We start from the raw sequence: 26,679 nt of genomic DNA on the forward strand, positions 1-26,679 counted from the left end.
GAAGCATGGGCCGGTTCGCGAGCACGGCGTCATTCTACGAGCATTTGCGACCGCCCTATCCGAGCGAGTTCTTTCGCAGCGTCGCGCACAAGCTCGGCCTCTCCAGACATAGCAGCCTGATCGATCTCGGCACCGGACCCGGGCTCTTGGCGCTCGGCTTCGCGCCTTATGTCGGCCGCATCGTCGGCGTCGACCCGGAGCCTGCGATGCTCGATGCGGCGCGACGCGCGGCTGCGAGCGCAGGCCAAGCGCTCACGCTGATCGAAGGCAAGAGCGAAACGCTTACCCACGACATCGGCAACTTCGATGTCGTGACGATCGGCCGCGCGCTGCATTGGATGGACCGCGAGCCGACGCTGGCACGGCTCGACCGGCTGGTCGCGCACGACGGTGCGATTGCCATCTGCGCCTCGTTCTCGGCGACCGACGGCAGCAACGCATGGCTCGATGGCTACAACGAGATCCGCCGCCGCTGGTCGCCGGCGCGGCTCTGGGAGGAGGCAGGCCGGGGCACGCGCACCCATCGCGACTTGCCCACGTTCTTTCGCGGCAGCGCCTTTGCCCCCACTGAGCTCGTCGCGGTCGAAACCAGCCACGCGGTCAGCGTGCAAGATCTGACACAACGTGTGCTGACCTACTCGTCATCGTCGCCCGAAGCGTTAGGCGACAATGTCGGGGTGGCGCTACGCGATGTCGAGAACCATCTCGTCTCGTTCCACCACGACGGCGCCATCACCGAAACCATCGTCTCGATGGCTGAGATCGTCAAGCGCTAGTGATTGTCGGAAGGGCGGGAAGCAAGGCGATCCAGACAACGCCGCCGCAAGACCTGGATCGCCCGCCCTTCCTTCCGTTCCTCAATCGACTCGAATCCGACGCGACCTATCGCGCGGCCGCGGAATGGCCGCATTGAATGCAGTCGAGCAGTCGTCGTCGTTCTCGCCATCGAGCAGCGGAGCACCACAGTGCCGGCACAGGCGTGCCGACATCGACGACGCCTTGCCGCTCGCCAGGACCTGGCGATAGTTCGCCAGATCGATGACGTTGCGGGGCGACGTTATGTGTTTTTCAACCATGGCTGTTCCTCGCGGCTACGCACTGCTTATCGCAGACAAGTTTCGCGCAAACGTTCAGCCCACCGCTCAAATTTTACCGGAGGAATTGGGGCACAACGCACACATCACGGCACGGCCGCAATCCCGATCTATTCTGCGACACGATCGACCTTGTCTCTGCGACTTGCGTAAGGTCTCGGTAGCTATCTTCCGAGAGCCATGAGGTCACAGCCACTTCTTGAACTTGAAGATCCAGTACGGGACGATCGCGGCAATCAGCATCATCACCAGCGCCATCGGATAGCCGTGGACCCATTCGAGCTCCGGCATCACCTTGAAGTTCATGCCGTAGATCGAGGCGATCAACGTCGGTGGCATCAGGACAACAGCCATGACCGAGAACAGCTTGATGATGTTGTTCTGCTCGAGGTTAACGACGCCGAGCATGGCGTCGAGCACGAAGGTGATCTTGCTGGAGAGGTAGGAGGCGTGGTCGGTCAGCGAGGCCACGTCGCGCTGCATGGTCTTGAGCTGCTCGCGCATGTCCTTCGACCATTTCACGCCCTCGACCACCGCTGAGAGGAAGGTGACGACGCGGCCGATCGAGACCAGGCTCTCGCGAACCTTCGAGGTCAGGTCGCCCTTGCGGCCGATCGAGATCAGGATCTGGGAATATTGCTTGGCGTGGCCGTGGCGCTCGCTCTCGGGCTCGAAGATATCGTGCGAGACCTGGTCGATCTCGGCGCCGCAGCGCTCAAGAATGTCGGCGCAACGGTCGATCACCGCGTCCAGGAGTTCCATCAGCACCATCTCGCCGGTGATCGCCGGCGTGCAGGAGCGGCCGAGCTTGGCCTCCACCAGGGCGAACGGTTTTGGCAGGTCGTAGCGCACGGTCACCAGGCGGTGGTCGCCGAGGATGAAGGTCACCGCCGTGGTCCTGGGCATGTCGGTATCGGAGTGGCACATCAGCGTCGCGGTCATGTAGCGTGCGCCGTTCTCGATATAGAGACGGCTGGAGATCTCGATCTCCTGCATGTCTTCCCGGGTCGGGATCGCGATGCCCGCGAGCCGCTCCACCGCCTTGTCCTCGGCCGCACTGGGGTTGACGAGGTCGATCCAGACCGCGCTCTCCGGCAGCGCGGTGAGATCCTCGATGACGGCCTTCTTGAGGGAGGACTCGGAGGGAACAAATACCGAAAACATGACAACTCCAGAGAACCTGCGACAGAATGACAGCCCTTAGCGCGATTCTGACAAGTTCACGATGACAGACGGATTAATGGAGCGTTGGTATTTGTGGCTCAACTGTGGCATGGAATCGACAGTTCGAGCTCTTGGTGCCTCAAAATCCCCGCAGCGCTGAAGAATTTGCGGCAGAAAAGCCACAGCTTGGCTCTTGCAGCGCGGGATAAGGCCTTCAGTGCTGGAATTGTGGCAGATTTCAACCATAATGGGATTAACGGAGTCGAGGAAGTTGGGCGGTAAGCTCGGGCCTTCCGCACGGTATTGTTTTGATTGGAACCAAATCATGTCGTCGCTGAAAGTTAAGTTGGGAATTCTGGCCGCTGGCCTGATGCTGTCGGGCTGCATGCAGGCCACGCATTTCGAGGCGACGGATACCAAGGCCTTCAAGCCGAAGGACAAGGAACTCCTCGCGAAGGTCCGGTACGAGAACACCCCGGTTGCAGAGCCGTTCCGCCGCGCCATCGTCGAGTATCACCGCAAGGAATCGCCGGGCTCGATCGTGGTCGATTCCGACAATCACTATCTCTACTGGGTAATGGATGGCGGCAAGGCGATCCGGTACGGCATTACCGTCGGCGAAGAGGCCATGGCCTGGTCGGGCATCGCCAAGGTCGGCAGCATGACCGAATGGCCGGCCTGGCATCCGACGCCGGGCGAGATTTCGCGCCTGGGCGTGCCGACCTACGTCGCGCCCGGCCCTGATAATCCGATGGGCTCCCGCGCGATGTACCTTTATTCGGGCGGCAAGGACACGCTGTTCCGCATCCACGGCACCAACCAGCCGGAATATATCGGCGCCTCGATCTCGTCGGGCTGCATCCGCCTGACCAACGAGGATGCGATTGACCTCTACAACCGCGTCAAGGTCGGCACCATCGTCGTGGTGCTCGAGCCCAAGCATGGCGACTCGCCCTACAATTCGCGCCTCGCGCTGCAGGGCGGCGGTTCCCCTAATTCTTACTAAAGAGGCCCTGCCTGAGGCTTTGCAAAAGCGCCGGTATCACCGGCGCTTTTTTGTTGCCGGCTTGTGCGGCTTTGCCTTGTTGTCATCGGACGCCCGCTTGTCCGAGGGGGCAGGAGATTTCTCCGCCGCCGCGTCGTCAGAACCATCCTTTGCCTCAGGCTTGGCCGCAACTTCGCGCGGTGGCGCCTCCTCGGGCCGTTCGGCCGGCAGCAGCGGGGCGATCTGCGGCAGGGGATCCCAGACGTTCCACTGGCAGATCCGGTAGTCGTTGCGCCGCTGCGCCAGGTCGAGATGGATGTGGTCCTCGTGGTACCAGTCCGAGCCCGGACCGAGCACGGTGGAAAAACGCGCGCAAACCGAATGCAGCACGCGCTCGCGCACGTCGCGCGACATGGTGCGGTCGGTGAAGCCGATCGACTGCCCGTTGGCGAGCTTGATGGCGCGGACGTCGAGCGCATTGGCCTTGCCGTGCTCGGACAGCATCGCGCCGACGACGCGGTTACGGCCACGGCACTCGAAGCTATCGAAATTGTCGAGATCGCTGATGGTCGAGCCGAGACCTGTCGCCAGCGGCACCATGTCCTTGCGCACCCAGTCGGCGATCGCCGACGCCATGGTGCAGCGGAGGATGGCCGCCGGCTTCACCGCCACCTTGCGCTTGTCCGGCAGCACGATGGCCTCCAAGCGCACCAGATCCTCGCCGCCGCAGGCGCCGGGGCCGCGGATATCCGGAATTGAGGGCGCGATCGCGATCTCCTCGGTCAGCGCAAGCCGGCAGGCCGAGACCTGCTTCTCGGGCGGCGGTGCGGCCTCGGCGGGCTTATCGGCGGTCGGCTTGTCAGGAGATGGCTTGTTGTCAGGAGATGGTTTGCCGTCTGCCTCCGGCCGGGCCTCGTCCGATGATGCCTTGGGGGCCTCGTCGGGGCGCGGTTTTGGTAGCGGAATCTTCTTGGCGGCATGAACGGCCGCGCGCGGCCTTGGTGTACCAAGATTGAAGATATCGAACGGCGCAGGATATTTCCGCGCCTCCGCCCTCTCGGCGAGGACGACCGACAGCCCGAGCGCGGCGGTAACCATTGCCGCGCCGGCGGACATATAGCCGCGACAAGACCATTTGCGGCGAAAGTCCGGCACGCTAAAACTCATGACAATTCTTTGGCCCAACGCTGAGAGCGATAACGCGCCCAGCGACTTCTCGGAGGAACGTCAGAATGCTCGGTTTGATGCAAGATTGGCCCCTGCTCTGCCACCGGATCATCGAACACGCCGCCAGGATTCATGGCAAGCAGGAGGTGGTCACGCGCTCGGTCGAGGGACCGATCCATCGCACCAACTATGCCGAAATCCACCAGCGCGCGCTCAAGGTCTCGCAGATGCTGGAGCGCGACGGCATCAAGCTCGGCGACCGTGTCGCGACGATTGCCTGGAACACCTGGCGCCATCTTGAGGTGTGGTACGGCATCATGGGGATCGGCGCCATCTGCCATACCGTCAATCCCCGTCTTTTCCCCGAGCAGATCGCCTGGATCATCAACCATGCGCAGGACCGCATCGTGGTGACCGACATCACCTTCGTTCCGATCCTGGAGAAGATCGCCGACAAGCTGCCGAGCGTGGAACGCTACGTCGTGCTCACCGACAAGGCGCACATGCCGCAGACCACGCTGAAGCAGGCGGTGGCCTACGAGGACTGGATTGCGCAAGCCGACGGCAAATTCAAATGGAAGGACTTTGACGAGAACACGGCAGCCGCGATGTGCTACACGTCCGGCACGACCGGCGACCCGAAGGGTGTGCTCTATTCGCATCGCTCCAACGTGCTGCACGCGCTGATGGCCAACAACGTCGACGCGCTCGGCACCAGCGCCTCCGAGACAATGCTGCCGGTGGTGCCGCTGTTCCATGCCAACAGCTGGGGCATCGCCTTCTCTGCGCCCTCGCAGGGCACCAAGCTGGTGATGCCCGGCGCCAAGCTCGACGGCGCCTCGGTTTACGAGCTGCTCTCGACCGAGAGGGTGACGCATACCGCGGGCGTGCCCACGGTATGGCTGATGCTGCTTCAGCACATGGCCGCGAACAATCTGAAGCTGCCGGACCTGAAGATGGTGATCTGCGGCGGCTCGGCCATGCCGCGCTCGATGATCAAGGCCTTCCTCGACATGGGCTCGAACGTCCGCCACGCCTGGGGCATGACCGAGATGAGCCCGATCGGCAGCGTCGCGGCGCTGAAGCCGCCGTTCCAGAACGCGACCGGCGATGCCAAGCTCGACGTGCTGCAGATGCAGGGCTATGCGCCCTTCGCGGTCGAGATGAAGATCACCGACGATGCCGGCAAGGTGCTGCCCTGGGACGGCAAGACCTTCGGCCGCCTCAAGGTCTCCGGCCCCGCGGTCGCCCAGGCCTATTTCCGCCTCGACGCCAACATTCTCGACGAGGACGGCTTCTTCGACACCGGCGACGTCGCGACCATCGACGAGGCCGGCTACATGCGGATCACCGACCGCTCCAAGGACGTGATCAAGTCCGGCGGCGAGTGGATCTCCTCGATCGACCTCGAAAACCTCGCAGTCGGCCATCCCGCCGTGGCGGAAGCCGCCGTGATCGGCGTGTTCCACCCAAAATGGGACGAGCGGCCGCTGCTGATCGTGCAGCTCAAGCAGGGCCAGCAGGCCACGCGAGAGGACATCCTGAAGTTCATGGACGGCAAGATCGCCAAATGGTGGATGCCCGACGACGTCGCCTTCGTCGACGGCATTCCGCACACGGCCACAGGCAAGATCCTGAAGACGGCGCTGCGCGACCAATTCAAGGATTATCGCTTCCCGAACGCGGCGGCTTAGTTCGGCACGGGGCGCCATGCCCGGGGCTTGACCCGCCTGCGCGGCCGAAGCCGCTTCGGCGAGGCGAAGGCCCGGGTATCCACGTATCGACCGCGGCAAAGATAGACGTGGATGGCCGGGTCAAGCCCGGCCATGACGGCGAGATGGGTGGCGGAACCCTTGAATTTGCCGTCGCGCCGTGGTCTCAACGGCGCATCGTCGCGCCAAATCGGCCGGCGCCGTCTCCCAGACCCCGGCAGAGCTTAACCCGATGGCCCGCAGGTTTTCCGCTCCCTACCAGTCGGAGCCCGTGTCCAGCCTCGCGAACTGGGCGCGCAATCTGGCCGTGTTCGCGGTGGTGGCAGTGGTGGTCTCGATCATCATCGTCCGCTTCGACTTCCTGGAGATGAAGCCGGCGCTGATGACCTTCTTCGGCGGGCTCGTGATCGCCGGCCTCTCGATCCTGTTCGGGCTCGCCGGCTTTGCCGCGATCTGGCAGAACGGCTCGCGCGGCATGGGGCGCATCCTGCTTGCTTTCCTGATCAATGCGCTGATCCTCGCCTATCCCGCCTATCTCGCCCTGCAATATCGCAAGCTTCCGGCGATCCACGACATCACCACCAACCCGATCGACCCGCCGCGTTTCGACGCGCTGGCGCCCGTACGCACCGGCGATGGCACCAACACCGCGGTCTATGCCGGCCTCTACTCGGCCGAGCAGCAGCGCCAGTTCTATCCCGACATCGAGCCGATCGAGCTGGAGATCCCGGTCGACCGCGCCTATGCCATCGCGCGTCAGCTCGTCAACAAACGCAAATGGCTGGTCATCGACGAGCGCGCGCCGCAGCCGCCGCGCCGTGTCGGCCGCATCGAGGCGGTGGCGCGCACGCCGATCATGGGTTTCCGCGAGGACGTCTCGATACGGGTCGTGCCCGATGGCGATGATTCCCGCGTCGATATCCGCTCCTCCTCGCGCTATTTCGAGAGCGACCTCGGCAGCAACGCCGCCCGCGTCAAGAAATTCATTGAAGATCTCAACACGGCCGCCGATGCCGATGCGCTGAAGCCGGTGAAGAAGACGCCGGTCGCGCCACCGAAGGCACCGGCGAAGACGGTGAAGAAGTGAGATTGGCGAATAGGGAGTAGCGAATGGCGAATGGAAAGATCACATTCGCTACTCGCCATTCGCTATTCGCGCCCTAAGCCATCCGATATGTCCCACCGATCACCGGATCGCCGTCCGTGGCGACCACGCCGCGCGCGACGAGATCTTCCAAGTGCGCCAGGACGGAATAGCCGGCCGCCGTCGTGAGCCGGGGATCGATGCCGATATAGATCGCACGCACCATGGTCGGGATGTCGGTCTCGCCCTTGGCGAGGCGATGCAGGATCGAAGCCTCACGCGCCTTGCGGTGACGGATCAGGAACCGCACGAAACGCGGGCCGTCCGGGATCTCGGGGCCGTGGCCGGAGAAATAGAGATCCTCCTCACGCGCGGCGAGGCGGTCGAGCGAGTCCATATAGTCGGTCATCGAGCCGTCGGGCGGCGCCACGATCGATGTCGACCAGCCCATGACGTGATCGCCGACGAAGCTGAACTTCTGCTCGGACCAGGCGAACGCGAGATGGTTCGCGGTGTGGCCGGGCGTTGCCACCGCCTCGAGCCGCCAACCGTCTCCTTCGACGACGTCGCCATGCGCGATCCTGATATCGGGCGCGAAATCGCGGTCGGCGCCGGATTCCGGATTGTGCTTCTCGCTTTCGAAGCGCGGTCGCGAGGCGCGGTGCGGGCCCTCGGCATAAACGGGCGCGCCGGTCGCCTGCTTGATCCGCGCGGTGTTCGGCGAATGGTCGCGGTGGGTGTGGGTGACGAAGATATGGCTCACCGTCTCACCGCGCACGGCGTCGAGCAGCGCCGCCGCATGCGCCGCGTCGTCCGGGCCGGGGTCGATGATTGCGACGTTACCTCGGCCGACGATGTAGCTGACTGTGCCGGTGAAGGTGAACGGGCTCGGATTGTTACAGAGCACCCGCCGCACGCCGGGGCGGACTTCCTCGACGACACCAGGCTGAAGCGGAAAGTTGCGGTTGAACGGCACGTCGTCGTTGTCGGCCATGGCTTCTTCTTTGTTCTTTGACGTCATTCCGGGATGGCCCGCGAGGGCCAGACCCGGAGTCTCGATGAACAGTAGCGATGCGGCCCGAGATTCTCAGGTGCGCAATTGCGCACCTGAGTTCGCGCTTCGCACGCCCCGGAATGACGGAAGACGTGGTTAGAAGAACGCCTGAATGCCCGTGATCGCGCGCCCCAGGATCAGAGCGTGGACGTCGTGGGTGCCCTCGTAGGTGTTGACCGTCTCGAGGTTATGGACGTGGCGCATCACGTGGTACTCGATCGAGATGCCGTTGCCGCCGTGCATATCGCGGGCAATGCGGGCGATGTCGAGCGCCTTGCCGCAATTGTTGCGCTTCATGATCGAGATCATCTCGGGCGCGAATTTGCCTTCGTCCATCAGGCGGCCGACACGAAGCGAGCCCTGCAGGCCCAGCGCGATCTCGGTCTCCATGTCGGCGAGCTTCTTCTGCACCAGCTGGGTCGCAGCCAGCGGCTTGCCGAACTGCTTGCGGTCGAGCGTGTACTGGCGGGCGCGGTGCATGCAGTCCTCGGCGGCCCCTAGCGCACCCCAGGAGATGCCGTAGCGGGCGCGGTTGAGGCAGCCGAACGGACCCTTGAGACCGGAGACGTTAGGCAGCAGGGCGTCTTCCGGAACCACGACGCCGTCCATCACGACCTCACCGGTGATGGAGGCGCGAAGTGAGAGCTTGCCGCCGATCTTCGGCGCGGAGAGACCCTTCATGCCCTTTTCCAGCACGAAACCGCGGATCTGGTTGTCGTGCGCCGCCGACTTGGCCCAGACCACGAACACGTCGGCGATCGGCGCGTTCGAGATCCACATCTTGCTGCCGGTCAGGCGATAGCCGTCCGACACCTTCTCGGCGCGGGTCTTCATGCCCGCCGGATCGGAGCCCGCGTCCGGCTCGGTCAGGCCGAAGCAGCCGACCCACTCGCCGCTGGCAAGCTTGGGCAGGTACTTCTTGCGCTGGTTCTCGTCGCCATAGGCGTAGATCGGATACATCACCAGCGAGGACTGCACCGAGTTCATCGAGCGATAGCCGGAATCGACCCGCTCGATCTCGCGCGCGACCAGGCCATAGGCGACGTAGCTCGCATTGGCACAGCCATATTCCTCGGGCAGCGTGATGCCGATCAGGCCGAGCTCACCCATCTCGTTGAAGATCTCGCGGTCGGTCGTCTCTTCGAGATAGGCCTTGGAGACACGCGGAAGCAGCTTGTCCTGGGCATAGGCGCGGGCGGTGTCGCGCACCATGCGCTCGTCTTCGGTGAGCTGCTCGTCGAGCAGGAACGGATCGTCCCACTGGAAAGAAGCCGCAGCCGGCTTGTCCTTGGCCTGAGGGCGCACGCTCATGAAACGTCCTTTCGCGTCTGGTTCCGTCAATAATTGCCCGACAAATTAAAGCGCCGCGGCAACAAGTGCAATTGCATCCTGGTTTCGGTCATTCCGGGTCGCGCAACGGCGCGACCCCAGAAACGATGTCGTCAGCTTTCGAGCTGCTCGTTGGCGACGATCTCGATGCCGAAGCCCGACAGACCCTTGTAGTCGTGCACCGAGGAGGTGAGATGCCGGATCGAGGTGACGCCGAGATCGCGCAGGATCTGTGCGCCGACGCCGACCTCTCGCCACTGGCGGTTGCGGTCGGCCTCCGTCGAGCTCTCATCGGGCAGCGGCGCCACGGGCACACCGGCTGCGCCGTCGCGCAAGTAAACCAGCACGCCACGGCCGGATTTCTTGAAGTGCTCGAGCACCGTCGCCATGCGCTTGTGGCCGGTAAAGGTGTCCTTGACGATATTGGGCTTGTGGAAGCGCGTCAGCACGTTCTTGCCGTCGCCGACGCCGTTGTAGACGAAAGCGACGTGGGCGATGGAATCGAACGGCGAGCGGTAAGCATAGCCCTGCAAGGGCCCGATCGGGCTTTCGGTGACGAAGGTCGAAACCCGCTCGATCAGTTTTTCGCGCGCCTGACGGTAGGCGATCATGTCCGCGATGGTGACGTGCTTGAGCTTGTGCTGGGCGGCGAAGCGGGCGACCTGCTCCCCCTTCATCACGCTGCCGTCGTCGTTCATCAACTCGCTGATGACGCCAACCGGCGGCAGGCCGGAGAGCTTGCAGAGATCAACCGCGGCCTCGGTATGGCCGGAGCGCAGCAGCACGCCGCCGTCCTTGGCGATCAGCGGGAAGATGTGGCCGGGCCGGGCGAAATCGTTGGCGCCTACATTGGGATTGGACAGTGCGCGGCAGCATGAGGCGCGCTCCTCGGCGGAGATGCCGGTGCCGCCGTCGGGCTTGTAATCGATCGAGACCGTGAACGCAGTGGTGTGCGCAGAATCATTATGGGCGACCATCGGGTCGAGCCGCAGGCGGCGCGCGTCCTCGGTGGTCACGGGTGCGCAGACGATGCCGGAGGTGTGGCGGATGATGAACGCCATCTTCTCGGCGGTGCAGAGCGAGGCGGCGACGATCAAATCGCCCTCGCCCTCGCGGTCCTCGTCGTCGGTGACGACCACGAGCTCACCCCGGGCAAAGGCCTGCAAGACTTCCTGAATGCTATCGGGCATTTCCCAATCTCTATCCGTTATGGCCGGGAGGCTTAGCCGGACTTGGGCCGGGGCGCTAGTCTTCCCGGCGCAACCACTTATGCCGGACGGCAAGCCTGCCAGGTTCAGGCTTGCACCGAAGATACCAGGGATATAGGCGCGGAGCGCCGGAGAGGAAGGCGGCCGGGGCGGTCAGGGCAAAACTTCGCGCCGCTCGCCAAGCCGCTGATCGAGCTCGGCGCGTTTGTCGGCCAAAAGCCCGGCCTGCGCGGCTTCGATCACCGTGACCAGCTCGTGGGCATCGCTGAGCCGGGTCACGGTGACATAGCTGGCGCCGGCCTCGTAGAGCTCGCCGACATCGGCCAGGAGATCGGCCGTCGCCACGATCAGGGCGGTGGGATTGAGCGCGCGGACGTGGCGGACCAGCTTCTCGTTGGTGGCGCCCTTCAGCAGCGAATCCGGCACGCTCAGGATGATCATCTCGGACTTGCCGACGCCGGCATGGAGCAGCGTGTCAGCGCTACTGATGTCGCCGTAGATCACATGCAGGCCGCGCGAAAGCAGGGTCTTGTACACATTGGGGTTGAAGTCGACCACGGTGATCTGGTCGAGCAGCACCGGTGCCTGCCGCTCGATCTCAGCCAGCAGCGCGCTCGCCGCCCGGAAAAAACCGAGGATGACGATGCGGCGGGCCTCGCCATGGCCGCCCTCCTGGGCCTCCTCGGCATGACCGCTGCCGTGATCGAGGTCGCGGAGGCCGATCCGCTTCAGGGGACCGATCGCCCAGCGGGTGATCTCGTCGCTGCGGGTCATCACGAAGGTCGAGAGCACCGCCAGCACCACGAAGGCGAAGGAGGCCGCGTTCGCCGTCTGCGCTGAGATGTGGTGGTCGGCGACGCCGGTCTGGATCACCACCAGCGAGAACTCGGAGATCTGGGCAAGGTTGAGGGCCGGCAGCAGGCTCGCCCGCAGCCCCTGCTTCATCAGGTAAAGTGGGGTAAAGGTGGTGACGAGGCGGCTCACAACCGTGAACGCCGCGATCATCAAGGCAAGACCGATCACCGAGAGGCCGGGCACGGGAATCGTCATGCCGAGCGCGACAAAGAACAGCGTGATGAAGAAGTCGCGGAGCGTGGTGACCTTAGCCGTGACGTCGAGCGCGTAAGGAAAGGTCGAGAGCGAGACGCCGGCGATCAGTGCGCCCATCTCGCGCGACAGTGACAGCCGCTCCGCGGTCTCGGCGACGGCGAAGCACCAGGCCAGCGCGCCGAGCAGGATCAACTCGGGGCGGCGGGCAATCTGATGGAACAGGCGCGGCAGCACATAGCGGCTGACCAGCAGCGCGGCGGTGACCAGCACCGCGACGCGGCCGACCGAGAGCAGGATGACGCTGACCTGCAGATTGGCAAGGCTCGGCTGCACCGCCAGAAACAGGATGGCGAAGATGTCCTGGAGCACCAGCACGCCGAGGGTGATGCGGCCCGGCAGCGTGTCGAGCTCGCGCTTCTCGTAGAGCACCTTGACGATGATGACGGTGCTCGACAACGCGCAGGCGACACAGAGATAGATTGCATCGAAATGCCCGCCGCCGAGGGACAGGCCGAGGCCGACGAAGAACAGGACCCCGAGCAGGCAGCCCCCGAGCAGCTGGCCGCCCGCCGCGAACAGGATCACGCGCCCTGCTCGCACGATCTTCTTCAGGTCGATCTCCAGCCCGATCATGAACAGCATGAAGATCAGGCCGAGCTCGGAAATGACGCCGATCGATTCCTGCGAATGGACCCAGCCGGCGCCGAATGGACCTATGCAGAAGCCGGCGATAAGGTAGGCCAGGATCAAGGGTTGCCGGGAGAAATGGGCGAGCAGGCCCAGCATCCAGGCAAACAGAATACAGAGAGTGATGTCGCGAATGAGCTCGTGCATGCCAAATTGGTCCGTTTTGCCGCACCCTAGAGATGGGTCGCGGTGCGGCAAGCGAGCAATTCGTCACATGCGGAAAGGGCTCTTCGCAGCAATGCTGCTATGCCCCCTCGCCTTTGTCGTGCCCGCCGCCGCGCAATCCAAGGTCAATATCGAACAAAACTTTGCCGATTCGCTCACCGCGCTTCCGAAGCAGGAACTCGCCGTCTCCGGCGGGTTCTACGTGCCCGCCTATTCCAGCGTCGCGATGAGCCAGGGTAAGCTGCGTGTCGACTTCTCGGTGACGCTGAGTGTGCACAACGCCTCCGAGACCCAGCCGCTGGTGATCAAACGCATCGCCTATTTCGACACCGCAGGCAAGCAGGTCGAGACCTACCTGAAGGGTCAGGTGGCGCTGAAGCCACTGGCGACCGTCTCGATCTTCATCCCGACCGACGACGTGCGCGGTGGGACCGGGGCCAATTTCCTCGTCGACTGGGCCGCAACCGGTGAGATCGCCGAGCCGGTGGTCGAGGCCTTGATGGTTGGCGGCGTCGCCAATGCGCATTACGCTTTCATCAGCCAGGGGCGTCCGACCCGGACGGCCGGCAATAAGTAAGGCCGGCCGGCGCAACGCCGGCCAGCTCAACAAGAACAGAAACGAGGAAAACCCCCATGACGTCCAGCTTCGATTTCGCGCCCCTGTTTCCCGCAGGGCTGCCGGCCCCTTCTGCGCGCTGGACGGGCCTTGCCAAATACAGCTTCGTCGGTGGCAACAATGATTCCGAACAGGTGCCGCTCGAAGGCCTGATCGAGGCGACCAATCTCGCGCTACAACGCGAGGGCCGCTCGCTCGCCACCTACGGGCTGGCGCACGGCCCGCAGGGTTACGTGCCCCTGCGTGAATTCCTGGTGACGAAACTCAAGCGCGACGCCGGCATCGCCTGCACCGTGGACGACCTCCTGATCGTGTCCGGCTCACTCCAGGCGCTCGACCTCGTCAACGCGACGCTGCTCGCGCGCGGCGACACCGTGATCTTCGAGCAGGAAAGCTATCAGGGCTCGTTGACCCGCCTCGCCCGGCTTGGGGTCAACGTCGTCGGCATCCCGCTCGACAAGGATGGCATGCGCATGGACGTGCTGGCGTCGACGCTCGCTGACCTCAAAGGCCGTGGCATCCGTCCCAAATACATCTACACGATCCCGACCGTGCAGAACCCGACCGGCAGCATCATGCCGGAGAGCCGGCGCGCCGAGCTGCTGCGCCTGTCATCCGAATACGGCGTACCCATCTTCGAGGACGATTGCTATGCCGACCTCATCTGGTCGGGACAGCGGCCGCCGGCGATCTACGCGATGAGCCCGAATGGTGGCGTCATCCATATCGGCTCCTTCTCCAAGTCGATCGCGCCGGCGCTGCGCGTCGGCTTCATCGTCGCACCCTGGGATGTGATGTCGCGCATGCTGTCGCTGAAGACGGATGCCGGCTCGGGCGCGCTGGAGCAGATGGTGCTCGCCACCTATTGCAAGCCGCATTTTTCGACCCACGTGCCGGCCCTGACAAAGGTGCTGCGCACGAAGCTCGATACGCTGATGGAAGCCCTCAACGAGCAGTTCGGGACGGCGGCCGAGTTCGAGGCGCCCAAGGGCGGCATCTTCCTCTGGGTGAAGCTGCCCGACCAGGTCGATACGCTGAAGCTCTATCAGGCCGCGCTCGCCGCCGGCGTCTCGATCAACCCGGGGCCGGAATGGTCGACCGACAAGAGCCGTTCCAGCTCGCGGCTGAGACTGTGCTTTGCGAGCCCGACGCATCAGCAGATCCGCGAGGGGATCGCCGTGCTGGCCGAGGTCTGCCGCCGGGAGTTCGGCGTGCCGGCCCGCAGCGCCAATGTCGAGAAGCGGGCCTAGACTTGGCTTGAGGCCGCCTCCTCAAGCCGCCTTGGGCTGGCTGCCGTGGATCGCGGAGGCCAGCCGCAGCAGGAGGACGATCGAGACGTTGCCTTTGCCGGCCTCGATCTGGGCGATGTAGCGCTCGGAAATCCCGGAGCGGCGGGCCAGCTCGCGGCGCGACAGATCGCAGCGCGTGCGCGAGGACCTTAAGCGCTCGCCGAGCTCAGCCAGAAACGCGATCTCGGAATAAGGCGGCGCGGCGCAGCGCCCCGGGAGCACTTCGCCCGCAAAATCCACAACTTGATTCAGCATCGGTCTATCCACGTTCGCCTTCGGGAAGCGCATCCTACCCCTGATGCGGCCGGCCTCATTGACGCGGATCAAATTCGCGCGCGATCGGCGGCTGGCGTGGACGGCCGCGCGCGGAATGCTACACTTTGGAAATCTTCGAGGCGGGGGCTTGCCAGGACATGACGGGTTGTTTGAGCCGCTGGAACGCGGCCATGCTGCTGTGGGTCGCACTCGCGCCCACGGCGCGTGCCGAAACGCTTGCTGCGACGGTCGAGCAATGGGGCCTACTTGGCTCCTGGGCAGTCGACTGCGCGGCTCGGCCCGACCGCGACAAGGGCGCGCTCTTGACTTACGAGATCAGGAAGGACGGCCGGGTGATGTACCAGCGCAATTTCGGCGACGTTAGGGACGAGAACGAGGTCGTCTCCGCCATGATCAATGACGAGGGCCTGCTCGATGTGATGGTGTTCTTCCCCTCGCTGCATCAGACCCGCGAATTCGGACTCCTCTTGCAGAAGGACGGCAGCCTCCGCGCGATCTACAATCGCAGTGAGCGCGGCGAATACACGATCCGGGACGGCAAATACATTGCGACCGGCGCGCCAACACCCGCACAACAACGCTGCGATTAACCACCTGAACGCCTGTTCAGAATTCTCTTCCAGTTCCTCCGGAACGTTCGCCCGCATGCGCGGTTTAGTTTGGCATTCGATTGGAGGAAGGACATCATGAAGAAGCTTGGTTATGTGGTTGCCGCTCTCGGTGCGATCGTGATCGCGGCGCCGACGCTGGCAAGTGCGGAGACGGTGGTGATCAAGCGCGGTCATCATCACGGCCCGTACGGCGCCCGCGCCGAATATCGCATGCATCATGACCACGGCTGGCATCGCGGGCATCATCGCGGCAACAAGGTCGTCGTGATCAAGCGGAGCCACCGCCACCACCACTGGGACTAATGCGCGACGCAATACGGAAATGGCCCCTCACGGGGCCATTTCTTTGTTCTTTCTTCCTTCTCCCCCTGCGGGAGAAGGTGGCGCGAAGCGCCGGATGAGGGGTATGTCTCCCGGAATTCAGAAGAGGCGGACTCGCGGAGAAAGACCCCTCACCCGTCTCGCCGCTATGCGGCGAGCCACCATCTCCCACAAGGGGAGAGGGAAAACGCAACCTAGTCCCAGGTCGGCGCAAAGCCCGGATTGACACAGCGCTTGTCCTTGGCCAGCGCTGCGATCTTCTTGCGGTCGGCATCGTCCAGCGCGATCTTCAGTGCGTCGAGATTGGCCTGTTGGCTTTCGCGACGCGACGCCTTCGGGATCGCAGCGACGCCGTCCTGGTCGAGCAGCCATTTCAGCGCGACCTGCGCTGCTGTTGCGCCGTGCCTGGCACCGATTTCAGCCAGCACCGGATCGCTCGCGAAACGTCCTTGCGCCAGCGGGCAATAGGCAACGAGCGGGATCGACTTGGCCTTGAGATAGGCCAGCACCTTCGATTGATCGAGCATGGCGTGATATTCGACCTGGTTGCAGGCGATCGGCGCCTTGATGTCCTCGACCGCGATCTTGAGCAACGCCGTGGTGAAGTTGGCAACGCCGATCGCCCGCGTGCGTCCCTCCTCCTTGAGCTTCATCAGGGTCTCGAACACCGCGCCCCAGTTCGCGGCTGTCGACGGCCAGTGCACGAGATAGAGGTCGACATGGTCGAGCCGGAGCTTCTTCAGGCTGACATCGAAGGCACGCCGGATCGCATCCGGGGCAAGGTTCTCGTGCCAGACCTTTGTGGTGACGTGCAGCTCAGTGCGCGGCACACGCGAAGTGGCGATGGCCGAGCCGATCGGCTCCTCGTTGGCGTACATCTCGGCGGTGTCGATGTGGCGATAGCCGAGCGCGAGCGCGCTCTCGACCGCGGTGCGGCAGGCATCGCCCTGCATGCGGAAGGTGCCGAGGCCAAGCTTGGGCACGCTGATGCCCTGTGTTTTCAGATGGTTCATGGAAACAGGCTCCTGACGAGATTCATCCCGCCAGTCTCGCGGCGAAGCCGCGACGACAGATTCTTCGGTGATGGAAAGGAAGTGGCGGGAGCTGTGACTATAGCGCGGGAGGCTCGGGGCGGCCAATCAAGATTTGGGTTAGGAGCTCAGATACGGGATGCTTCCCCACCGTCATGCCCGGGCTTGTCCCGGGCATCTACGTTCTTCGTACCTCGAAGACGTGGATGGCCGGGTCAAGCCCGGCCATGACGACGAAAAGAGTGCTTGTCCTTCACGAATGCTGCGCCACCACGGCCGGTCGCGCCTGCTGCTGGGGCTGGATGTCGACCGACCAGAGGTCGCGGTTGTCGACGTCTTTCAGGGTCACCTTCATCACGCCGGTCGCGCCATCGATGTCGACACGGCCAAAGAACTGCAAGCCGAAGCACGGCGCCAGATTCTCGCCCTGCGCAGCGCTACAGCCGTTCTGATACATCGCAACCGGGCCAAACGTGTCATCGAGCTCGCCCGGGCTCCAGGTGCCGGCATGCAGCGGGCCGGAGACGAACTCCCAGAACGGCTCGAACTCCTGGAATTGCGCCTTGTTCGGATCGTAGTAGTGCGCGGCAGTGTAGTGCATGTCGGCGGTGAGCCAGACGATGTTGCGGATTCCGGCGCGCTTGATCGAGGCGAGGAGATCAGCGATCTCGTGCTCGCGACGGTCGGGCGCACCGTTGCCGAGCGCAACGGCGTCCAAGCTGATCAGTCCGATCGGCAAATCGGCCGCGATCACCTTCCAGGTCGCGCGCGAGGCGGCGAGCTCGCGCTTGAGCCAGGCGAGTTGCTCCGCGCCGAGAATCCAGCCGCGACGGTCGTTTCCCTTGTTCCAGGTCTCATCGCGATAGCTGCGCATGTCGATCATGAAGACGTCCAGCAGCGGGCCGTAAGCGATCTTGCGGTAGATCCGGCCCCGCCGCGCGCCGATCTCGCGGATCGGCATGAAGTCGAAGAAGGCGCGGCGGGCGCGCGCGACCAGGAGCGGTGTGCCGTCGTCCTCGTAACCGGCGGCGTCGTAGCTCCCGGTCGGCGACCAATCGTTGGTGACCTCGTGATCGTCCCATTGCGCGAACATCGGCACCTCGGCATGGAAGGCGCGGAAATGTTCGTCCAAGTGGTTGTATTTGTAGCTACCGCGGAACTGCGCCAGGGTGTGCGCGGCCTCGGATTTCTCCTCGGTGACGAGGTTGCGCCATGTCTCGCCGTTCGGCAGCTTTTGTTCGGCGGGAATCGTGCAGTCGGCGTAGATATGGTCGCCGGAGTGGATGAAGAAATCCGGACGGTTCTCGAGCATGGTACGATAGCTGCGATAGCCGCCGCGCGAGACGTCGATACCCCAGCCCTGCCCTGCGACGTCACCGGACCACAGGAACGAGATCGACCGGCCCGCGGCCGGCGCGGTGCGGAAATGACCGATGCGGCTCTCGCCGGAGATGCCGGTCGCAATGTCGTCGAAGCGCACGCGGTAGAAGACGTCCTGCCCGGGCGGCAGGTCGTTCAGGAGCAGCTTTGCGGTGAAGTCGGCATCCGGCAGAGCGTCGAGCGACGCCGATGCGACAATGGTCTTGAAGCTTTCGACGGTCGAGCAATCCACCTGCATGCGCGCGGGCCGGTCGGCGCGCGCCCAGATCACCGCGGAGCCGCCCGAGACATCGCCGGACTGGATGCCGCCTGCGATCTGCGGCCGGTCGGCGGCGCGGCTGAGATGGGGCTTTGCAAGCGTGCCTAGCGAGGCGACGACGAGACTGGAAGTCGAGCGGACCAGAAATTGCCGCCGGGTCGATGCCCGCGCGGCGCCGAGCGTTGCCATTCAGGAGACCTTCGTCGAATCGTGACGGAAGGTGCCTGCGCTCCTTGACCTCCAGCTTACGGTTTCTTGACTCCGCGCCTACGGTTTTGCGACGCGGGGATGACGCCTACGAGCTAGCGCTTCCAGTTGCAGATGCCGCCGGAGCGGCAGGGCCAGGTCTGAATGCGCGTGTCCATCGCCTGTGCGTCGAGCGGATTGCCGTGGCGATGTGAGAGCCTGGTGCGCGCTGCGCCACGCGGCTGCTTGCTCTTCGTATGCGCGACCTTCGGCTCCGGCACGTGCACGCGTTCAGCGGCAACTTTCTTCGGCACGTCGAGTGGCCTGGCGTGCGCCTGCGCTTCGTTGCCGCCACGTGCCTCCAGAGCGACCGGCGCGAACTGCGTCTCCGGACCGAGCCGCTTCGGCGACAGCAGCGCCTTGGAGAGATCGAGACCCAGATATTCGTCGGGCTTGTAGCCGTCAGCGCGCGCGATGCCGGCCCCTGCGAGCACGAGGGCAAAAGCAATTGCAAAGGGAACACTTTTCAGGACCACGCGCGCCTCCTGAAATCGATCATGAAAGGGTAATTTACCCCTATTTAGGAGGCGTCACGCGCAATTCCAGCGGTCAATTGCCGCCGTGGTTAAGAAGTTTGGCTAGGTCAGGCGACCTTTCGCGTCGCCCCCGTCCCATCCAGGAATCCCATCAGGCGGCCGCGGATGATTTGTTCCGCCTCGGACACGATGCGATCGACGAGTTCCTTGCAGGTGGGGATGTCGTGGATGAGGCCTGCGACCATGCCGCAGCTCCAGGCGCCCGCGTCCATCTGCCCGTCCAGCATGATCCTGGGATAGACACCCGCGACCTGGTCGTGAATGTCGTCGATCGTGAGCTTGGCGCCCTTCTCGCGCTCGATCTCGAGCAGACGGTCGACATTGGCGTTCTTCAGGACGCGCTCGGTATTGCGCAGCGCCCGCATGATCAGGCGCGTGTCGAGCTCGGTGGCGGCGACCAGCGCGTTCTTGACGTTCTGATGCACCGGCGCTTCCTTGGTGGCGATGAATCGCGTGCCCATGTTCATGCCGGCCGCGCCGAGCGACAACGCTGCGACGAGGCTGCGCCCGTCGGCCATGCCGCCGGAGGCGACGAACGGGATCTTCAACTCCTCCGCCGCACGCGGCAGCAGGATCATGTTGGGAATGTCGTCCTCGCCGGGATGACCGCCACATTCAAAACCGTCGACGCTGACGGCGTCGCAGCCGATCCGTTCCGCCTTCAGGGAGTGGCGGACCGAGGTGCATTTGTGGATCACCTTGATGCCGGCGGCCTTCAGCGCCGGCATGTATTGTTCGGGACTGCGGCCCGCGGTCTCCACGGACTTGACGCCGCCTTCGACGATGGCCGCGATGTACTCCGGATAAGGCGGCGCCGAGAAGGTCGGCAGGAAGGTGAGGTTCACACCGAACGGCTTGTCGGTCATGTCGCGGCAGCGCGCGATCTCCTTGGCCAGCAGCTCGGGCGTCTTCTGCGTGAGACCGGTGATGATGCCGAGCCCACCGGCATTGGAGACGGCGGCAGCCAGCTCCGCAAAGCCGACGAAATGCATTCCGCCCTGGATGATCGGATGCTCGATGCCGAACAGTTCGGTGATCGCGGTCTTCACGTCAGTTTCCTCCCGAAGCTCTGCTTGATGTCAGGTTCAGTCTAGCCGCAGTCTCGTGCCGCGGTCACCATTTCTCTCCGAACGGACGGATCTCCATCTCGAAGGTCCAGGCGCTCTTGGGCTGCTGGTAGAGCTGCCAATAGGCATCAGCGACCGAGGACGGCGGCATCAGGAGATCGGGATTGTCGAGCGCATTCGGCCCAAGCGCTTCGAGCCGACGCTGGCGCACCCATTCGGTGTCGACGCCGGAATCGATGATGAGATGAGCGACGTGGATGTTCTTCGGCCCGAGCTCGCGCGCCATCGCTTGCGCCACCGCGCGCAGGCCGAACTTGGCGCTGGCAAAGGCCGCAAAGCCGCTGCCGCCGCGCAAGGACGCAGTTGCACCGGTGAAGAAGATGTTGCCGCCGCCGCGCGGCAGCATCAGCCGCGCCGCTTCGCGCCCCGCCAGGAAACCTGAATAGCAGGCCATCTCCCACACCTTGCGGAACACGCGCTCGGTGGTGTCGAGGATCGGGAAATTGACGTTGGCACCGACATTGAAGATGCAGACGTCCAGCGGCGCGTGCTTGTCGGCATCGTCGAAGAAGGCGATGACCTCTTCTTCCTTTCGCGCATCGAGCGAACGCGCGTGGATTTCCCCGCCGGCAGCCTCGATATCTTTCACCAGCGGCGCGAGCTTGTCGCCGTTGCGGCGGCCGGCGAAGACCGTGAAACCTTCGGCGGCGAATTTCTTGGCGATCTCGGAGCCGATGAAATTGCCGGCCCCGATCACGGCGGCAGTCGCGTTTCGCTTGGGCAAGGTCGCCTCCTCCGGTGAGCGTATAGCTGAGACGAAGGCTATAGTTCTAAAATAGAACTGTCAAACTTCCAGGCTGGATGCTAGCTTACACTGGAAATTGCGCTGATCATTCAAGTCAGTTCCTTTTTCTGACTGACTGGACTTCAGGCCGGAGACCGCATCATGAAGTGGGATACGCTGGACGAAGAGCCCTGCTCGCTCTCCCGCACCATCGCCGTCATCGGAGACCGCTGGACGCTGCTGATCCTGCGCGAGTGCTTCTTGCGTGTGCGACGGTTCGAGGCGTTCCAGTCCTCGCTCCAAATCACGCGGCACCTGCTGTCGGAGCGACTGAAGAAGTTGGTCCGTTTCGGCATCCTGCGCCGCGTCCCCTATTCCGAGGCGCCGAAGCGCTACGAATACATCCTCACTCAGAAAGGCCTCGACCTCTATCCGATCATCATGGCGATGGTGCATTGGGGCGACGCCCACATGGGCGACGAGCGCGGCCGTCCCCTGCTGCACGAGCACAAGCCTTGCGGCAAGCTGTTCGATCCCGTGATGGTGTGCTCGGAATGCGGCGAGCCGCTGCATGCCAAGCAGGTCCATGTGCATGCGGGGCCGGGGCGGAAGGAGGCGGTCGGGTGAGAGAGGCAGGCGAAGCTCACTAACCGTCATTGCGAGGAGCCCTGCGACGAAGCAATTCAGAGTCCTTCCGCAGAGGCAGCCTGGATTGCTTCGCTGCGCTCGCAATGACAGCGGCGGCGGTCATGCCTCAGTGCCCCCGCGCCGGCGCGCTCAGGTCGATCCGGCGGAGCACCGCCGCCGTGGGGATCATTAGCACCGCGACGATCGCGAGGGTCCAGAACACGTCGATATAGGCGAGGAGATCGACCTGCTGCTGCAAGGTTTTGCCGACCCAGGCAACCGCCTGCGCGGCGGCATCGCTTGCGTTCGAACCCTGCGCCTGGAAGTAGCGCGTCATCGCGTCGATGGTCTGCTGGTAGCCGAGATCGGACGGCGCGGCGTGCTCGACCAGGCGGCTCTGGTGGAATTGCTGGCGCTGCGCCAGAATGGTCTGCGCCAGCGCGACGCCCATGGAGCCGCCGATATTGCGGGCGACGTTGATCAGCGCCGAGGCCTGGTTGGTCTTGTCCGGGGGAATGCCGTCATAGGAGGCGGTCGTCACCGGCAGGAACAGGAAGGGAAGACCGAGCGCGAGGAAGATTCGCGAGAGCGCCGCGTAGCCGTAGGTGATGTCGCCGGTCAGCCCGGTGAGATGCCACATCGAGAAGGCGACGATGGCGGCCCCACACATGATGAGATATTTGGGCTGCACCGTGCTGACGAGGCGGCCGACCACCGGCATCAGCACCAACGTCGCGACTCCGCCCGGCGACAGCGCAAGGCCGGCCAGCGTGGCCGTGTAATTCAGCTCGGTCTGGAGCAGTTGCGGCAAGATCTGCGTCGTCGAGATCAGCACCGCGCCGGTGCCGAGCATGACCAGGAAGCAGGCCGCGAACTGACGCCGGCCAAGCAGGCGAAGGTCGACGATGGGCTCCTCCCGCGTCAGCTCCCACGGAATCAGCGCCAGCAGCGAGACGGCCGCGAGCACCGCGAAGAACACGATCACGTTCGAGCCGAACCAGTCATTGCGCTGGCCTTCGTCGAGCACGTATTCTAGCGAGCCGAGCCCGATCGCAACGAGCGCGAAACCGATGTAGTCGACGCGCAGGCCCTTGCGCAGCAGCTTCTCCCTCTCCTCTTCCGCGCCCGACGGCTCCTTGACCAGCGATCCCACCAGGACCAACGACAGCAATCCCATGGGAACGTTGATCAGAAACACCCAATGCCAGCTGTAGGTGTCGGTGATCCAGCCGCCAAGCGTCGGGCCGATCACGGGCGCGACCACGACGGCCACGCCGTAGACGGCAAAGGCCTGACCGCGCTTCTCCGGCGGAAAGGAGTCGGCCAAGATCGCCTGCTCGCTGGTGGCCATGCCGCCGCCGCCGAGCCCTTGCAGGATGCGGAACAGAACGAGCGACTCCAGATTCCAGGCGAACCCGCATAACAACGAGGAGACCGTGAAGGTCGCGACGCACATCATGTAGAAGCGCTTGCGGCCGATCACGGTCGACAACCAACCCGAGATCGACAGCACGATGGCGTTGGCAACGAGATAGCTGGTGATGACGTAGGTGCTCTCGTCGATGCCGACCGCGAGCCCGCCGGCGATGTGGCGCAATGCGACGTTGGCGATGGTGGTGTCGAGCACCTCCATGAAGGTGGCGATCGAAACCACGAAGGCGATCAGATAGGGATTGTGCCCGCCCGCCGCTGACCGTTCCGGCGACCAGCCCCCGGCGGAGGCGCCGCCTTGCGCGACGTCCGTCATCGCACCCTTGTCCAGGGCACGACCGACATGCCGGGACCAACCGGCAGATCCGGCGGCCAGCTGTCGACCACGATCTTCACCGGCACACGCTGCACCACCTTGACGTAGTTGCCGGTGGCATTCTCCGCCGGCAGCAGGCTGAACGCGGTGCCCGAGCCCGGCTGAACGGAATCGACGTGGCCGGTCAGCTTGCGGCCGGGATAGGCATCGATGCGGATCTCGACCGGCTGGCCCGGACGCATGTCGTTGAGCTGGGTTTCCTTGTAGTTGGCGACGATCCAAGCCTCGTCGGGCACGAACATCATCAGGCTCTGACCGGCCGTGACGAATGTGCCCTTGGCACCTGAGAGCTTGACGACACGACCGGACTGCGCCGCAACGATGCTGGTATATTGCAGGTTCAGCTTGGCCTGATCCAGTTGCGCCTGCGATTGCTCGAGCTGCGCCTTGGCGCCTTCGAGCTGTGCTTGCAGCGATTTGATGCCGAGTTGGGCTGCCGTGACCGCGGTCCTCGCGCGCTCCGTGTTGGCCTGCTGCGCCTGAAGATCGGAACGGGTCTGCTGCTGGCGCTGCACGGTGCCGGCGCCCTTCTCGACCAGATCCTGCGCCCGCGCAAATTCTTCCCGTGAGAACTGAAGCTGCGCTTGCGCCTGCTCGAGCTGGGCCTGGGCCTGCTTGATCTGCTCTTCCTGCGAAACGATCTGCGCCTCGACGTTGTCGATGTTCGCCTTGGAGACCGCGACCTGCGCGTTGGCCTGGTCGACCGCGATCCGGTAGTCGCGCTCGTCGATCTCAGCAAGAAGGTCGCCGGCATTGACGTGCTGGTTGTCCGTGACCGGGATATCGGTCACATAGCCGCCGACCTTCGAGGCGACCGAATAGCTGCGCGCCGCGACGAACGCATCGTCGGTCGATTCATAGTGACGCACCTCGAGCCAATAAAGCAGACCGCCGACGAGCGCGGCGATCAGCACAATGGCGCCGACGGTCGCGAGCAGCCAATGCTCGCGAAGCCGGTTGCGCAGCGACGGCGCCGGCTTGTCCGACTGATCTTTGACGTCGCGGGCCTGATCGGGATTCGTTCTCGGAGCTTCCTTCGCCCTCTGCGGCTGCTCCGCGGACGGCCCACGCTCCCGGGTTTGAGCATCCACGGTGAAAACCTTTTCTCGGAACTACCGACAGCAAGCGGCTCGAGCGAAACTCGCGCACCGGGAGCCAACCGCGGGGTGGAAGCATGGTTCCGACTCGCCGAAGCACCGGGTCATTCGTGAACGCGGCGCTCAAAAAAGAAGCGCGGCACCGCGCGCCGCGCTTCAATGGTCTACGGGAAAGTGCGCACCTTCAGTGCGTCTTGGTCTCGTGCCAATTTTCGAGATCGGGCTTGGCCTGGTCCGATCCCTGCTCTTTCTCCGGATTGCCCTTCCAGGGCTTGTCCGTCTGCCTGTGCGAGCCCCAGTCGTTCTGATCCCGGGGATCGTCGGTCGGCCGTTCCTTGCTCATCGGATCTCCCTTTTCGTAAGGCCTATGCGAAGGGAACACCATAATAGGAGTTGATGCCGCGAACCGTGGCATCATCACCCCAGTTCCAATCGCTCCGATCGCCATATTTCGGCGCGCCTTCCAACTCCTTGGTGGTGATGCCCGTGACATAGCCGCCAAGCTCAGTGTCATATTTCAGCGATTGCCAGGGCAGCGGATAATGGTCGTTGCCGAGACCCAGAAAACCGCCAAAGCCGAGCACCGCGTACGACACCTTGCCGCTGATCTTGTCGATCATCACGCGTTCGATCGAACCTATGCGGTTGCGATCGGCACCGTAGACAGATGTTCCCTCGACCTTGTCGCTGCCGATCAACCGGCCCATCTCGCTGCGATCCAGCTCACCTTGATTCAACATCTCGCGTCTCCACTCAGCCAGTATGTGGGACCAACTTGCACGCGGGGGCGATCGTTCCCGATGGCGCGGTGCGGCATCTCGCGGCCCCGAAAGGAACATCGCCGGAAACGCGCTGTTCTTGATGTCTCACCATTTTCACTCGCCTTGATGAAGGGCGATCCGAAGCAGAGCGGGATGATCAAGGGAGCAGCGCGGCAGGTGTTCGAATTGATCCTGCCCGGAAAGCAATGAGGTGAACCATGAGCGATTTCCGCGATATCCAGCACGGCGTCAACGACCCCGTCGACGGCGTCGACGTGAGATGGCAGTTCAACGACAACCGAACGCCGCATGAGCGGGCGCAGCGCCACGCCGACGTGCGCGCCAACGCGACCGCCATATCGGCGGAGCCGTTTCTGCCCGAGCGGCTTCGACGCAAGCCGACCGATCCCATCAATCCGCGCACGGGACGCAATCCCACGGATTAGTAGTTAGGAACCTCGGTCTTTGCGACGTGTTGATCGGCGCAACGTGGCGGCGAGTGGCCGCGCGACCAGTTGGAGGGACCGGACCATGAAACGTACCATCGTCGCCATTGCTTGCGTGCTTCTCGCAGGCCCCGCATTGGCCCAATCGCTGGGCGAGAAGACCGGCGTCAATTCGGCGCTCGGCGTCGCGCCAACCACCGCCGACTTCGTCAAGGAGGTGGCGATCAGCGACATGTTCGAGATCGAATCGAGCAAGCTCGCTGAGCAGAAGGGCAACGCGCAGGAGAAATCCTTCGCGCAACAGATGGTCACCGATCACACCAAGACCAGCAGCGAGCTGAAGGGATTGGTCGGCAATGGCAAGGTCCAGGCAACGCTGCCGACGGCGCTCGACAGCTCGCACCAAAGCAAGCTCGACAAGCTCAAGAGCGCGACCGGCAAGGACTTCAGCTCGGACTACAATTCCTACCAGGTCAGCGCTCATGAAGACGCCGTCTCCCTGTTCGACCGCTACGCCAAGGGCGGCGACAATGCGGCGCTGAAGGATTGGGCCGGCAAGACGCTGCCGGCGCTGAAGCACCATCTCGACATGGCCAAGGAGCTCGGCAAGGCGCCGAGCGTCGGTCAGTCCAAATAGGTCTTCTAGACCGGGGACGCCGACCTCGCCGGCGTCCTCCTCGCCTTGGCAACGATGCCTTTCTCCGCACGTTGAGATCGCAGGCTCGCGGAGATCCTACTGGCACAGCCAGACAAGACCTCGATATCCACCGGCACGTCGTCCGGGCCGCGAGCGCAACGCGCGCGGCGGCTTCGCTGGCATCCTCAA

The 26,679-nt window shown here is 63.9% G+C and carries 28 protein-coding genes; 11 read left to right on the forward strand and 17 right to left on the reverse strand.

The window, feature by feature from the left end:
• Positions 1-5 precede the first annotated feature (5 nt).
• A complete protein-coding gene (locus NLM27_RS21930) occupies positions 6-776 on the forward strand; it encodes a class I SAM-dependent methyltransferase (RefSeq protein ID WP_254145293.1) in 771 nt (256 codons plus the stop codon).
• An 81-nt stretch (positions 777-857) separates the two neighbouring features.
• Here NLM27_RS21930 and NLM27_RS21935 read toward each other — a convergent pair whose 3' ends face one another.
• Positions 858-1,076 (reverse strand): hypothetical protein, encoded by a 219-nt coding sequence (locus NLM27_RS21935; RefSeq protein WP_254145294.1) that lies wholly within the window; start codon positions 1,074-1,076, stop codon positions 858-860.
• A gap of 204 nt (positions 1,077-1,280) precedes the next feature.
• Complete coding sequence (locus tag NLM27_RS21940) at positions 1,281-2,258, reverse strand: magnesium transporter CorA family protein (RefSeq protein ID WP_254145295.1); 978 nt, start codon at positions 2,256-2,258, stop codon at positions 1,281-1,283.
• A gap of 325 nt (positions 2,259-2,583) precedes the next feature.
• Here NLM27_RS21940 and NLM27_RS21945 point away from each other — a divergent pair, with 325 nt between their 5' ends.
• Positions 2,584-3,264: a L,D-transpeptidase gene (locus NLM27_RS21945; protein ID WP_254145296.1), complete on the forward strand. Its 681-nt coding sequence runs from the start codon at positions 2,584-2,586 to the stop codon at positions 3,262-3,264.
• Positions 3,265-3,300: 36 nt separating this feature from the next.
• Here the strand turns inward: NLM27_RS21945 and NLM27_RS21950 are convergent, their stop codons facing one another.
• Positions 3,301-4,410 carry an extensin family protein gene (locus NLM27_RS21950; protein WP_254145297.1) on the reverse strand — a complete coding sequence of 370 codons (1,110 nt, stop codon included), beginning with the start codon at positions 4,408-4,410 and terminating at the stop codon, positions 3,301-3,303.
• A 65-nt stretch (positions 4,411-4,475) separates the two neighbouring features.
• Here NLM27_RS21950 and NLM27_RS21955 point away from each other — a divergent pair, with 65 nt between their 5' ends.
• Together NLM27_RS21955 and NLM27_RS21960 are read left to right on the forward strand one after the other, a co-directional pair.
• A complete protein-coding gene (locus NLM27_RS21955) occupies positions 4,476-6,104 on the forward strand; it encodes a fatty-acid--CoA ligase (RefSeq protein ID WP_254145298.1) in 1,629 nt (542 codons plus the stop codon).
• Between the two features lie 250 nt (positions 6,105-6,354).
• Complete coding sequence (locus NLM27_RS21960; protein WP_254145299.1) at positions 6,355-7,209, forward strand: DUF1499 domain-containing protein; 855 nt, start codon at positions 6,355-6,357, stop codon at positions 7,207-7,209.
• Positions 7,210-7,282: 73 nt separating this feature from the next.
• Here the strand turns inward: NLM27_RS21960 and NLM27_RS21965 are convergent, their stop codons facing one another.
• The 4 genes from NLM27_RS21965 to NLM27_RS21980 all read right to left on the reverse strand — a co-directional run bounded on the left by NLM27_RS21965 (position 7,283) and on the right by NLM27_RS21980 (position 12,681).
• Positions 7,283-8,200 (reverse strand): MBL fold metallo-hydrolase, encoded by a 918-nt coding sequence (locus NLM27_RS21965; RefSeq protein ID WP_254145300.1) that lies wholly within the window; start codon positions 8,198-8,200, stop codon positions 7,283-7,285.
• A 156-nt stretch (positions 8,201-8,356) separates the two neighbouring features.
• Positions 8,357-9,571, reverse strand: a complete 1,215-nt coding sequence (locus NLM27_RS21970; RefSeq protein ID WP_254145301.1) for an acyl-CoA dehydrogenase — start codon at positions 9,569-9,571, stop codon at positions 8,357-8,359.
• 131 nt (positions 9,572-9,702) lie between these two features.
• Entirely contained in the window at positions 9,703-10,779 is a 1,077-nt protein-coding gene (ribB, locus tag NLM27_RS21975; RefSeq protein WP_254145302.1) for a 3,4-dihydroxy-2-butanone-4-phosphate synthase, read from the reverse strand.
• A gap of 171 nt (positions 10,780-10,950) precedes the next feature.
• Entirely contained in the window at positions 10,951-12,681 is a 1,731-nt protein-coding gene (locus tag NLM27_RS21980) for a cation:proton antiporter (protein WP_254145303.1), read from the reverse strand.
• A 67-nt stretch (positions 12,682-12,748) separates the two neighbouring features.
• Between NLM27_RS21980 and NLM27_RS21985 the strand changes: the two genes are divergently transcribed.
• Both NLM27_RS21985 and NLM27_RS21990 read left to right on the forward strand, forming a co-directional pair.
• On the forward strand, positions 12,749-13,276 hold the full coding sequence (locus NLM27_RS21985) for a DUF3124 domain-containing protein (RefSeq protein ID WP_254145304.1): 528 nt from the start codon (positions 12,749-12,751) through the stop codon (positions 13,274-13,276).
• A 56-nt stretch (positions 13,277-13,332) separates the two neighbouring features.
• Complete coding sequence (locus NLM27_RS21990; protein WP_254145305.1) at positions 13,333-14,565, forward strand: PLP-dependent aminotransferase family protein; 1,233 nt, start codon at positions 13,333-13,335, stop codon at positions 14,563-14,565.
• A 21-nt stretch (positions 14,566-14,586) separates the two neighbouring features.
• Here NLM27_RS21990 and NLM27_RS21995 read toward each other — a convergent pair whose 3' ends face one another.
• Positions 14,587-14,859: a helix-turn-helix domain-containing protein gene (locus NLM27_RS21995; RefSeq protein WP_254145306.1), complete on the reverse strand. Its 273-nt coding sequence runs from the start codon at positions 14,857-14,859 to the stop codon at positions 14,587-14,589.
• A 158-nt stretch (positions 14,860-15,017) separates the two neighbouring features.
• Between NLM27_RS21995 and NLM27_RS22000 the strand changes: the two genes are divergently transcribed.
• Together NLM27_RS22000 and NLM27_RS22005 are read left to right on the forward strand one after the other, a co-directional pair.
• Complete coding sequence (locus NLM27_RS22000; protein ID WP_375142260.1) at positions 15,018-15,470, forward strand: hypothetical protein; 453 nt, start codon at positions 15,018-15,020, stop codon at positions 15,468-15,470.
• Positions 15,471-15,566: 96 nt separating this feature from the next.
• Positions 15,567-15,794 (forward strand): hypothetical protein, encoded by a 228-nt coding sequence (locus NLM27_RS22005; protein WP_254145308.1) that lies wholly within the window; start codon positions 15,567-15,569, stop codon positions 15,792-15,794.
• 212 nt (positions 15,795-16,006) lie between these two features.
• On the opposite strand, the gene NLM27_RS22010 is transcribed toward NLM27_RS22005, so the two are convergent.
• From NLM27_RS22010 to NLM27_RS22030, 5 genes are all read right to left on the reverse strand, one after another.
• On the reverse strand, positions 16,007-16,825 hold the full coding sequence (locus tag NLM27_RS22010; RefSeq protein WP_254145309.1) for an aldo/keto reductase: 819 nt from the start codon (positions 16,823-16,825) through the stop codon (positions 16,007-16,009).
• A gap of 271 nt (positions 16,826-17,096) precedes the next feature.
• Positions 17,097-18,671 carry an alkaline phosphatase gene (locus NLM27_RS22015; RefSeq protein WP_254145310.1) on the reverse strand — a complete coding sequence of 525 codons (1,575 nt, stop codon included), beginning with the start codon at positions 18,669-18,671 and terminating at the stop codon, positions 17,097-17,099.
• A 113-nt stretch (positions 18,672-18,784) separates the two neighbouring features.
• Positions 18,785-19,204 (reverse strand): hypothetical protein, encoded by a 420-nt coding sequence (locus NLM27_RS22020; RefSeq protein WP_254145311.1) that lies wholly within the window; start codon positions 19,202-19,204, stop codon positions 18,785-18,787.
• A 107-nt stretch (positions 19,205-19,311) separates the two neighbouring features.
• A complete protein-coding gene (locus tag NLM27_RS22025; protein ID WP_254145312.1) occupies positions 19,312-20,313 on the reverse strand; it encodes a nitronate monooxygenase family protein in 1,002 nt (333 codons plus the stop codon).
• 64 nt (positions 20,314-20,377) lie between these two features.
• On the reverse strand, positions 20,378-21,115 hold the full coding sequence (locus NLM27_RS22030; protein ID WP_254145313.1) for an SDR family oxidoreductase: 738 nt from the start codon (positions 21,113-21,115) through the stop codon (positions 20,378-20,380).
• A gap of 162 nt (positions 21,116-21,277) precedes the next feature.
• Here NLM27_RS22030 and NLM27_RS22035 point away from each other — a divergent pair, with 162 nt between their 5' ends.
• Positions 21,278-21,742 carry a helix-turn-helix domain-containing protein gene (locus tag NLM27_RS22035; RefSeq protein ID WP_254145314.1) on the forward strand — a complete coding sequence of 155 codons (465 nt, stop codon included), beginning with the start codon at positions 21,278-21,280 and terminating at the stop codon, positions 21,740-21,742.
• A 127-nt stretch (positions 21,743-21,869) separates the two neighbouring features.
• Here the strand turns inward: NLM27_RS22035 and NLM27_RS22040 are convergent, their stop codons facing one another.
• The 4 genes from NLM27_RS22040 to NLM27_RS22055 all read right to left on the reverse strand — a co-directional run bounded on the left by NLM27_RS22040 (position 21,870) and on the right by NLM27_RS22055 (position 25,386).
• The gene (locus NLM27_RS22040) at positions 21,870-23,489 is read right to left on the reverse strand and encodes a DHA2 family efflux MFS transporter permease subunit (RefSeq protein WP_254145315.1); all 1,620 of its coding nucleotides are present in this window, start codon (positions 23,487-23,489) and stop codon (positions 21,870-21,872) included.
• A complete protein-coding gene (locus NLM27_RS22045) occupies positions 23,486-24,640 on the reverse strand; it encodes a biotin/lipoyl-binding protein (RefSeq protein WP_254145316.1) in 1,155 nt (384 codons plus the stop codon). The genes NLM27_RS22040 and NLM27_RS22045 overlap by 4 nt, the downstream gene beginning before the upstream one ends.
• A gap of 190 nt (positions 24,641-24,830) precedes the next feature.
• Positions 24,831-24,989 (reverse strand): hypothetical protein, encoded by a 159-nt coding sequence (locus NLM27_RS22050; RefSeq protein ID WP_254145317.1) that lies wholly within the window; start codon positions 24,987-24,989, stop codon positions 24,831-24,833.
• A 22-nt stretch (positions 24,990-25,011) separates the two neighbouring features.
• The gene (locus NLM27_RS22055; protein ID WP_235539791.1) at positions 25,012-25,386 is read right to left on the reverse strand and encodes a PRC-barrel domain-containing protein; all 375 of its coding nucleotides are present in this window, start codon (positions 25,384-25,386) and stop codon (positions 25,012-25,014) included.
• Between the two features lie 239 nt (positions 25,387-25,625).
• Between NLM27_RS22055 and NLM27_RS22060 the strand changes: the two genes are divergently transcribed.
• Together NLM27_RS22060 and NLM27_RS22065 are read left to right on the forward strand one after the other, a co-directional pair.
• On the forward strand, positions 25,626-25,853 hold the full coding sequence (locus tag NLM27_RS22060) for a hypothetical protein (RefSeq protein ID WP_254145318.1): 228 nt from the start codon (positions 25,626-25,628) through the stop codon (positions 25,851-25,853).
• A gap of 85 nt (positions 25,854-25,938) precedes the next feature.
• Positions 25,939-26,490 carry a DUF4142 domain-containing protein gene (locus NLM27_RS22065; RefSeq protein ID WP_254145319.1) on the forward strand — a complete coding sequence of 184 codons (552 nt, stop codon included), beginning with the start codon at positions 25,939-25,941 and terminating at the stop codon, positions 26,488-26,490.
• Positions 26,491-26,679 lie beyond the last annotated feature (189 nt).

This window comes from Bradyrhizobium sp. CCGB12 (genome assembly GCF_024199845.1).
Taxonomy (GTDB): Bacteria; Pseudomonadota; Alphaproteobacteria; order Rhizobiales; family Xanthobacteraceae; genus Bradyrhizobium.

Coding starts and splice junctions, on each gene's coding strand:
- NLM27_RS21930 (WP_254145293.1), top strand. CDS start 6: ATGGGCCGGTTCGCGAGCACGGCGTCATTCTACGAGCATTTGCGACCG.
- NLM27_RS21935 (WP_254145294.1), bottom strand. CDS start 1,076: ATGGTTGAAAAACACATAACGTCGCCCCGCAACGTCATCGATCTGGCG.
- NLM27_RS21940 (WP_254145295.1), bottom strand. CDS start 2,258: ATGTTTTCGGTATTTGTTCCCTCCGAGTCCTCCCTCAAGAAGGCCGTC.
- NLM27_RS21945 (WP_254145296.1), top strand. CDS start 2,584: ATGTCGTCGCTGAAAGTTAAGTTGGGAATTCTGGCCGCTGGCCTGATG.
- NLM27_RS21950 (WP_254145297.1), bottom strand. CDS start 4,410: ATGAGTTTTAGCGTGCCGGACTTTCGCCGCAAATGGTCTTGTCGCGGC.
- NLM27_RS21955 (WP_254145298.1), top strand. CDS start 4,476: ATGCTCGGTTTGATGCAAGATTGGCCCCTGCTCTGCCACCGGATCATC.
- NLM27_RS21960 (WP_254145299.1), top strand. CDS start 6,355: ATGGCCCGCAGGTTTTCCGCTCCCTACCAGTCGGAGCCCGTGTCCAGC.
- NLM27_RS21965 (WP_254145300.1), bottom strand. CDS start 8,200: ATGGCCGACAACGACGACGTGCCGTTCAACCGCAACTTTCCGCTTCAG.
- NLM27_RS21970 (WP_254145301.1), bottom strand. CDS start 9,571: ATGAGCGTGCGCCCTCAGGCCAAGGACAAGCCGGCTGCGGCTTCTTTC.
- ribB (WP_254145302.1), bottom strand. CDS start 10,779: ATGCCCGATAGCATTCAGGAAGTCTTGCAGGCCTTTGCCCGGGGTGAG.
- NLM27_RS21980 (WP_254145303.1), bottom strand. CDS start 12,681: ATGCACGAGCTCATTCGCGACATCACTCTCTGTATTCTGTTTGCCTGG.
- NLM27_RS21985 (WP_254145304.1), top strand. CDS start 12,749: ATGCGGAAAGGGCTCTTCGCAGCAATGCTGCTATGCCCCCTCGCCTTT.
- NLM27_RS21990 (WP_254145305.1), top strand. CDS start 13,333: ATGACGTCCAGCTTCGATTTCGCGCCCCTGTTTCCCGCAGGGCTGCCG.
- NLM27_RS21995 (WP_254145306.1), bottom strand. CDS start 14,859: ATGCTGAATCAAGTTGTGGATTTTGCGGGCGAAGTGCTCCCGGGGCGC.
- NLM27_RS22000 (WP_375142260.1), top strand. CDS start 15,018: ATGACGGGTTGTTTGAGCCGCTGGAACGCGGCCATGCTGCTGTGGGTC.
- NLM27_RS22005 (WP_254145308.1), top strand. CDS start 15,567: ATGAAGAAGCTTGGTTATGTGGTTGCCGCTCTCGGTGCGATCGTGATC.
- NLM27_RS22010 (WP_254145309.1), bottom strand. CDS start 16,825: ATGAACCATCTGAAAACACAGGGCATCAGCGTGCCCAAGCTTGGCCTC.
- NLM27_RS22015 (WP_254145310.1), bottom strand. CDS start 18,671: ATGGCAACGCTCGGCGCCGCGCGGGCATCGACCCGGCGGCAATTTCTG.
- NLM27_RS22035 (WP_254145314.1), top strand. CDS start 21,278: ATGAAGTGGGATACGCTGGACGAAGAGCCCTGCTCGCTCTCCCGCACC.
- NLM27_RS22040 (WP_254145315.1), bottom strand. CDS start 23,489: ATGACGGACGTCGCGCAAGGCGGCGCCTCCGCCGGGGGCTGGTCGCCG.
- NLM27_RS22050 (WP_254145317.1), bottom strand. CDS start 24,989: ATGAGCAAGGAACGGCCGACCGACGATCCCCGGGATCAGAACGACTGG.
- NLM27_RS22055 (WP_235539791.1), bottom strand. CDS start 25,386: ATGTTGAATCAAGGTGAGCTGGATCGCAGCGAGATGGGCCGGTTGATC.
- NLM27_RS22060 (WP_254145318.1), top strand. CDS start 25,626: ATGAGCGATTTCCGCGATATCCAGCACGGCGTCAACGACCCCGTCGAC.
- NLM27_RS22065 (WP_254145319.1), top strand. CDS start 25,939: ATGAAACGTACCATCGTCGCCATTGCTTGCGTGCTTCTCGCAGGCCCC.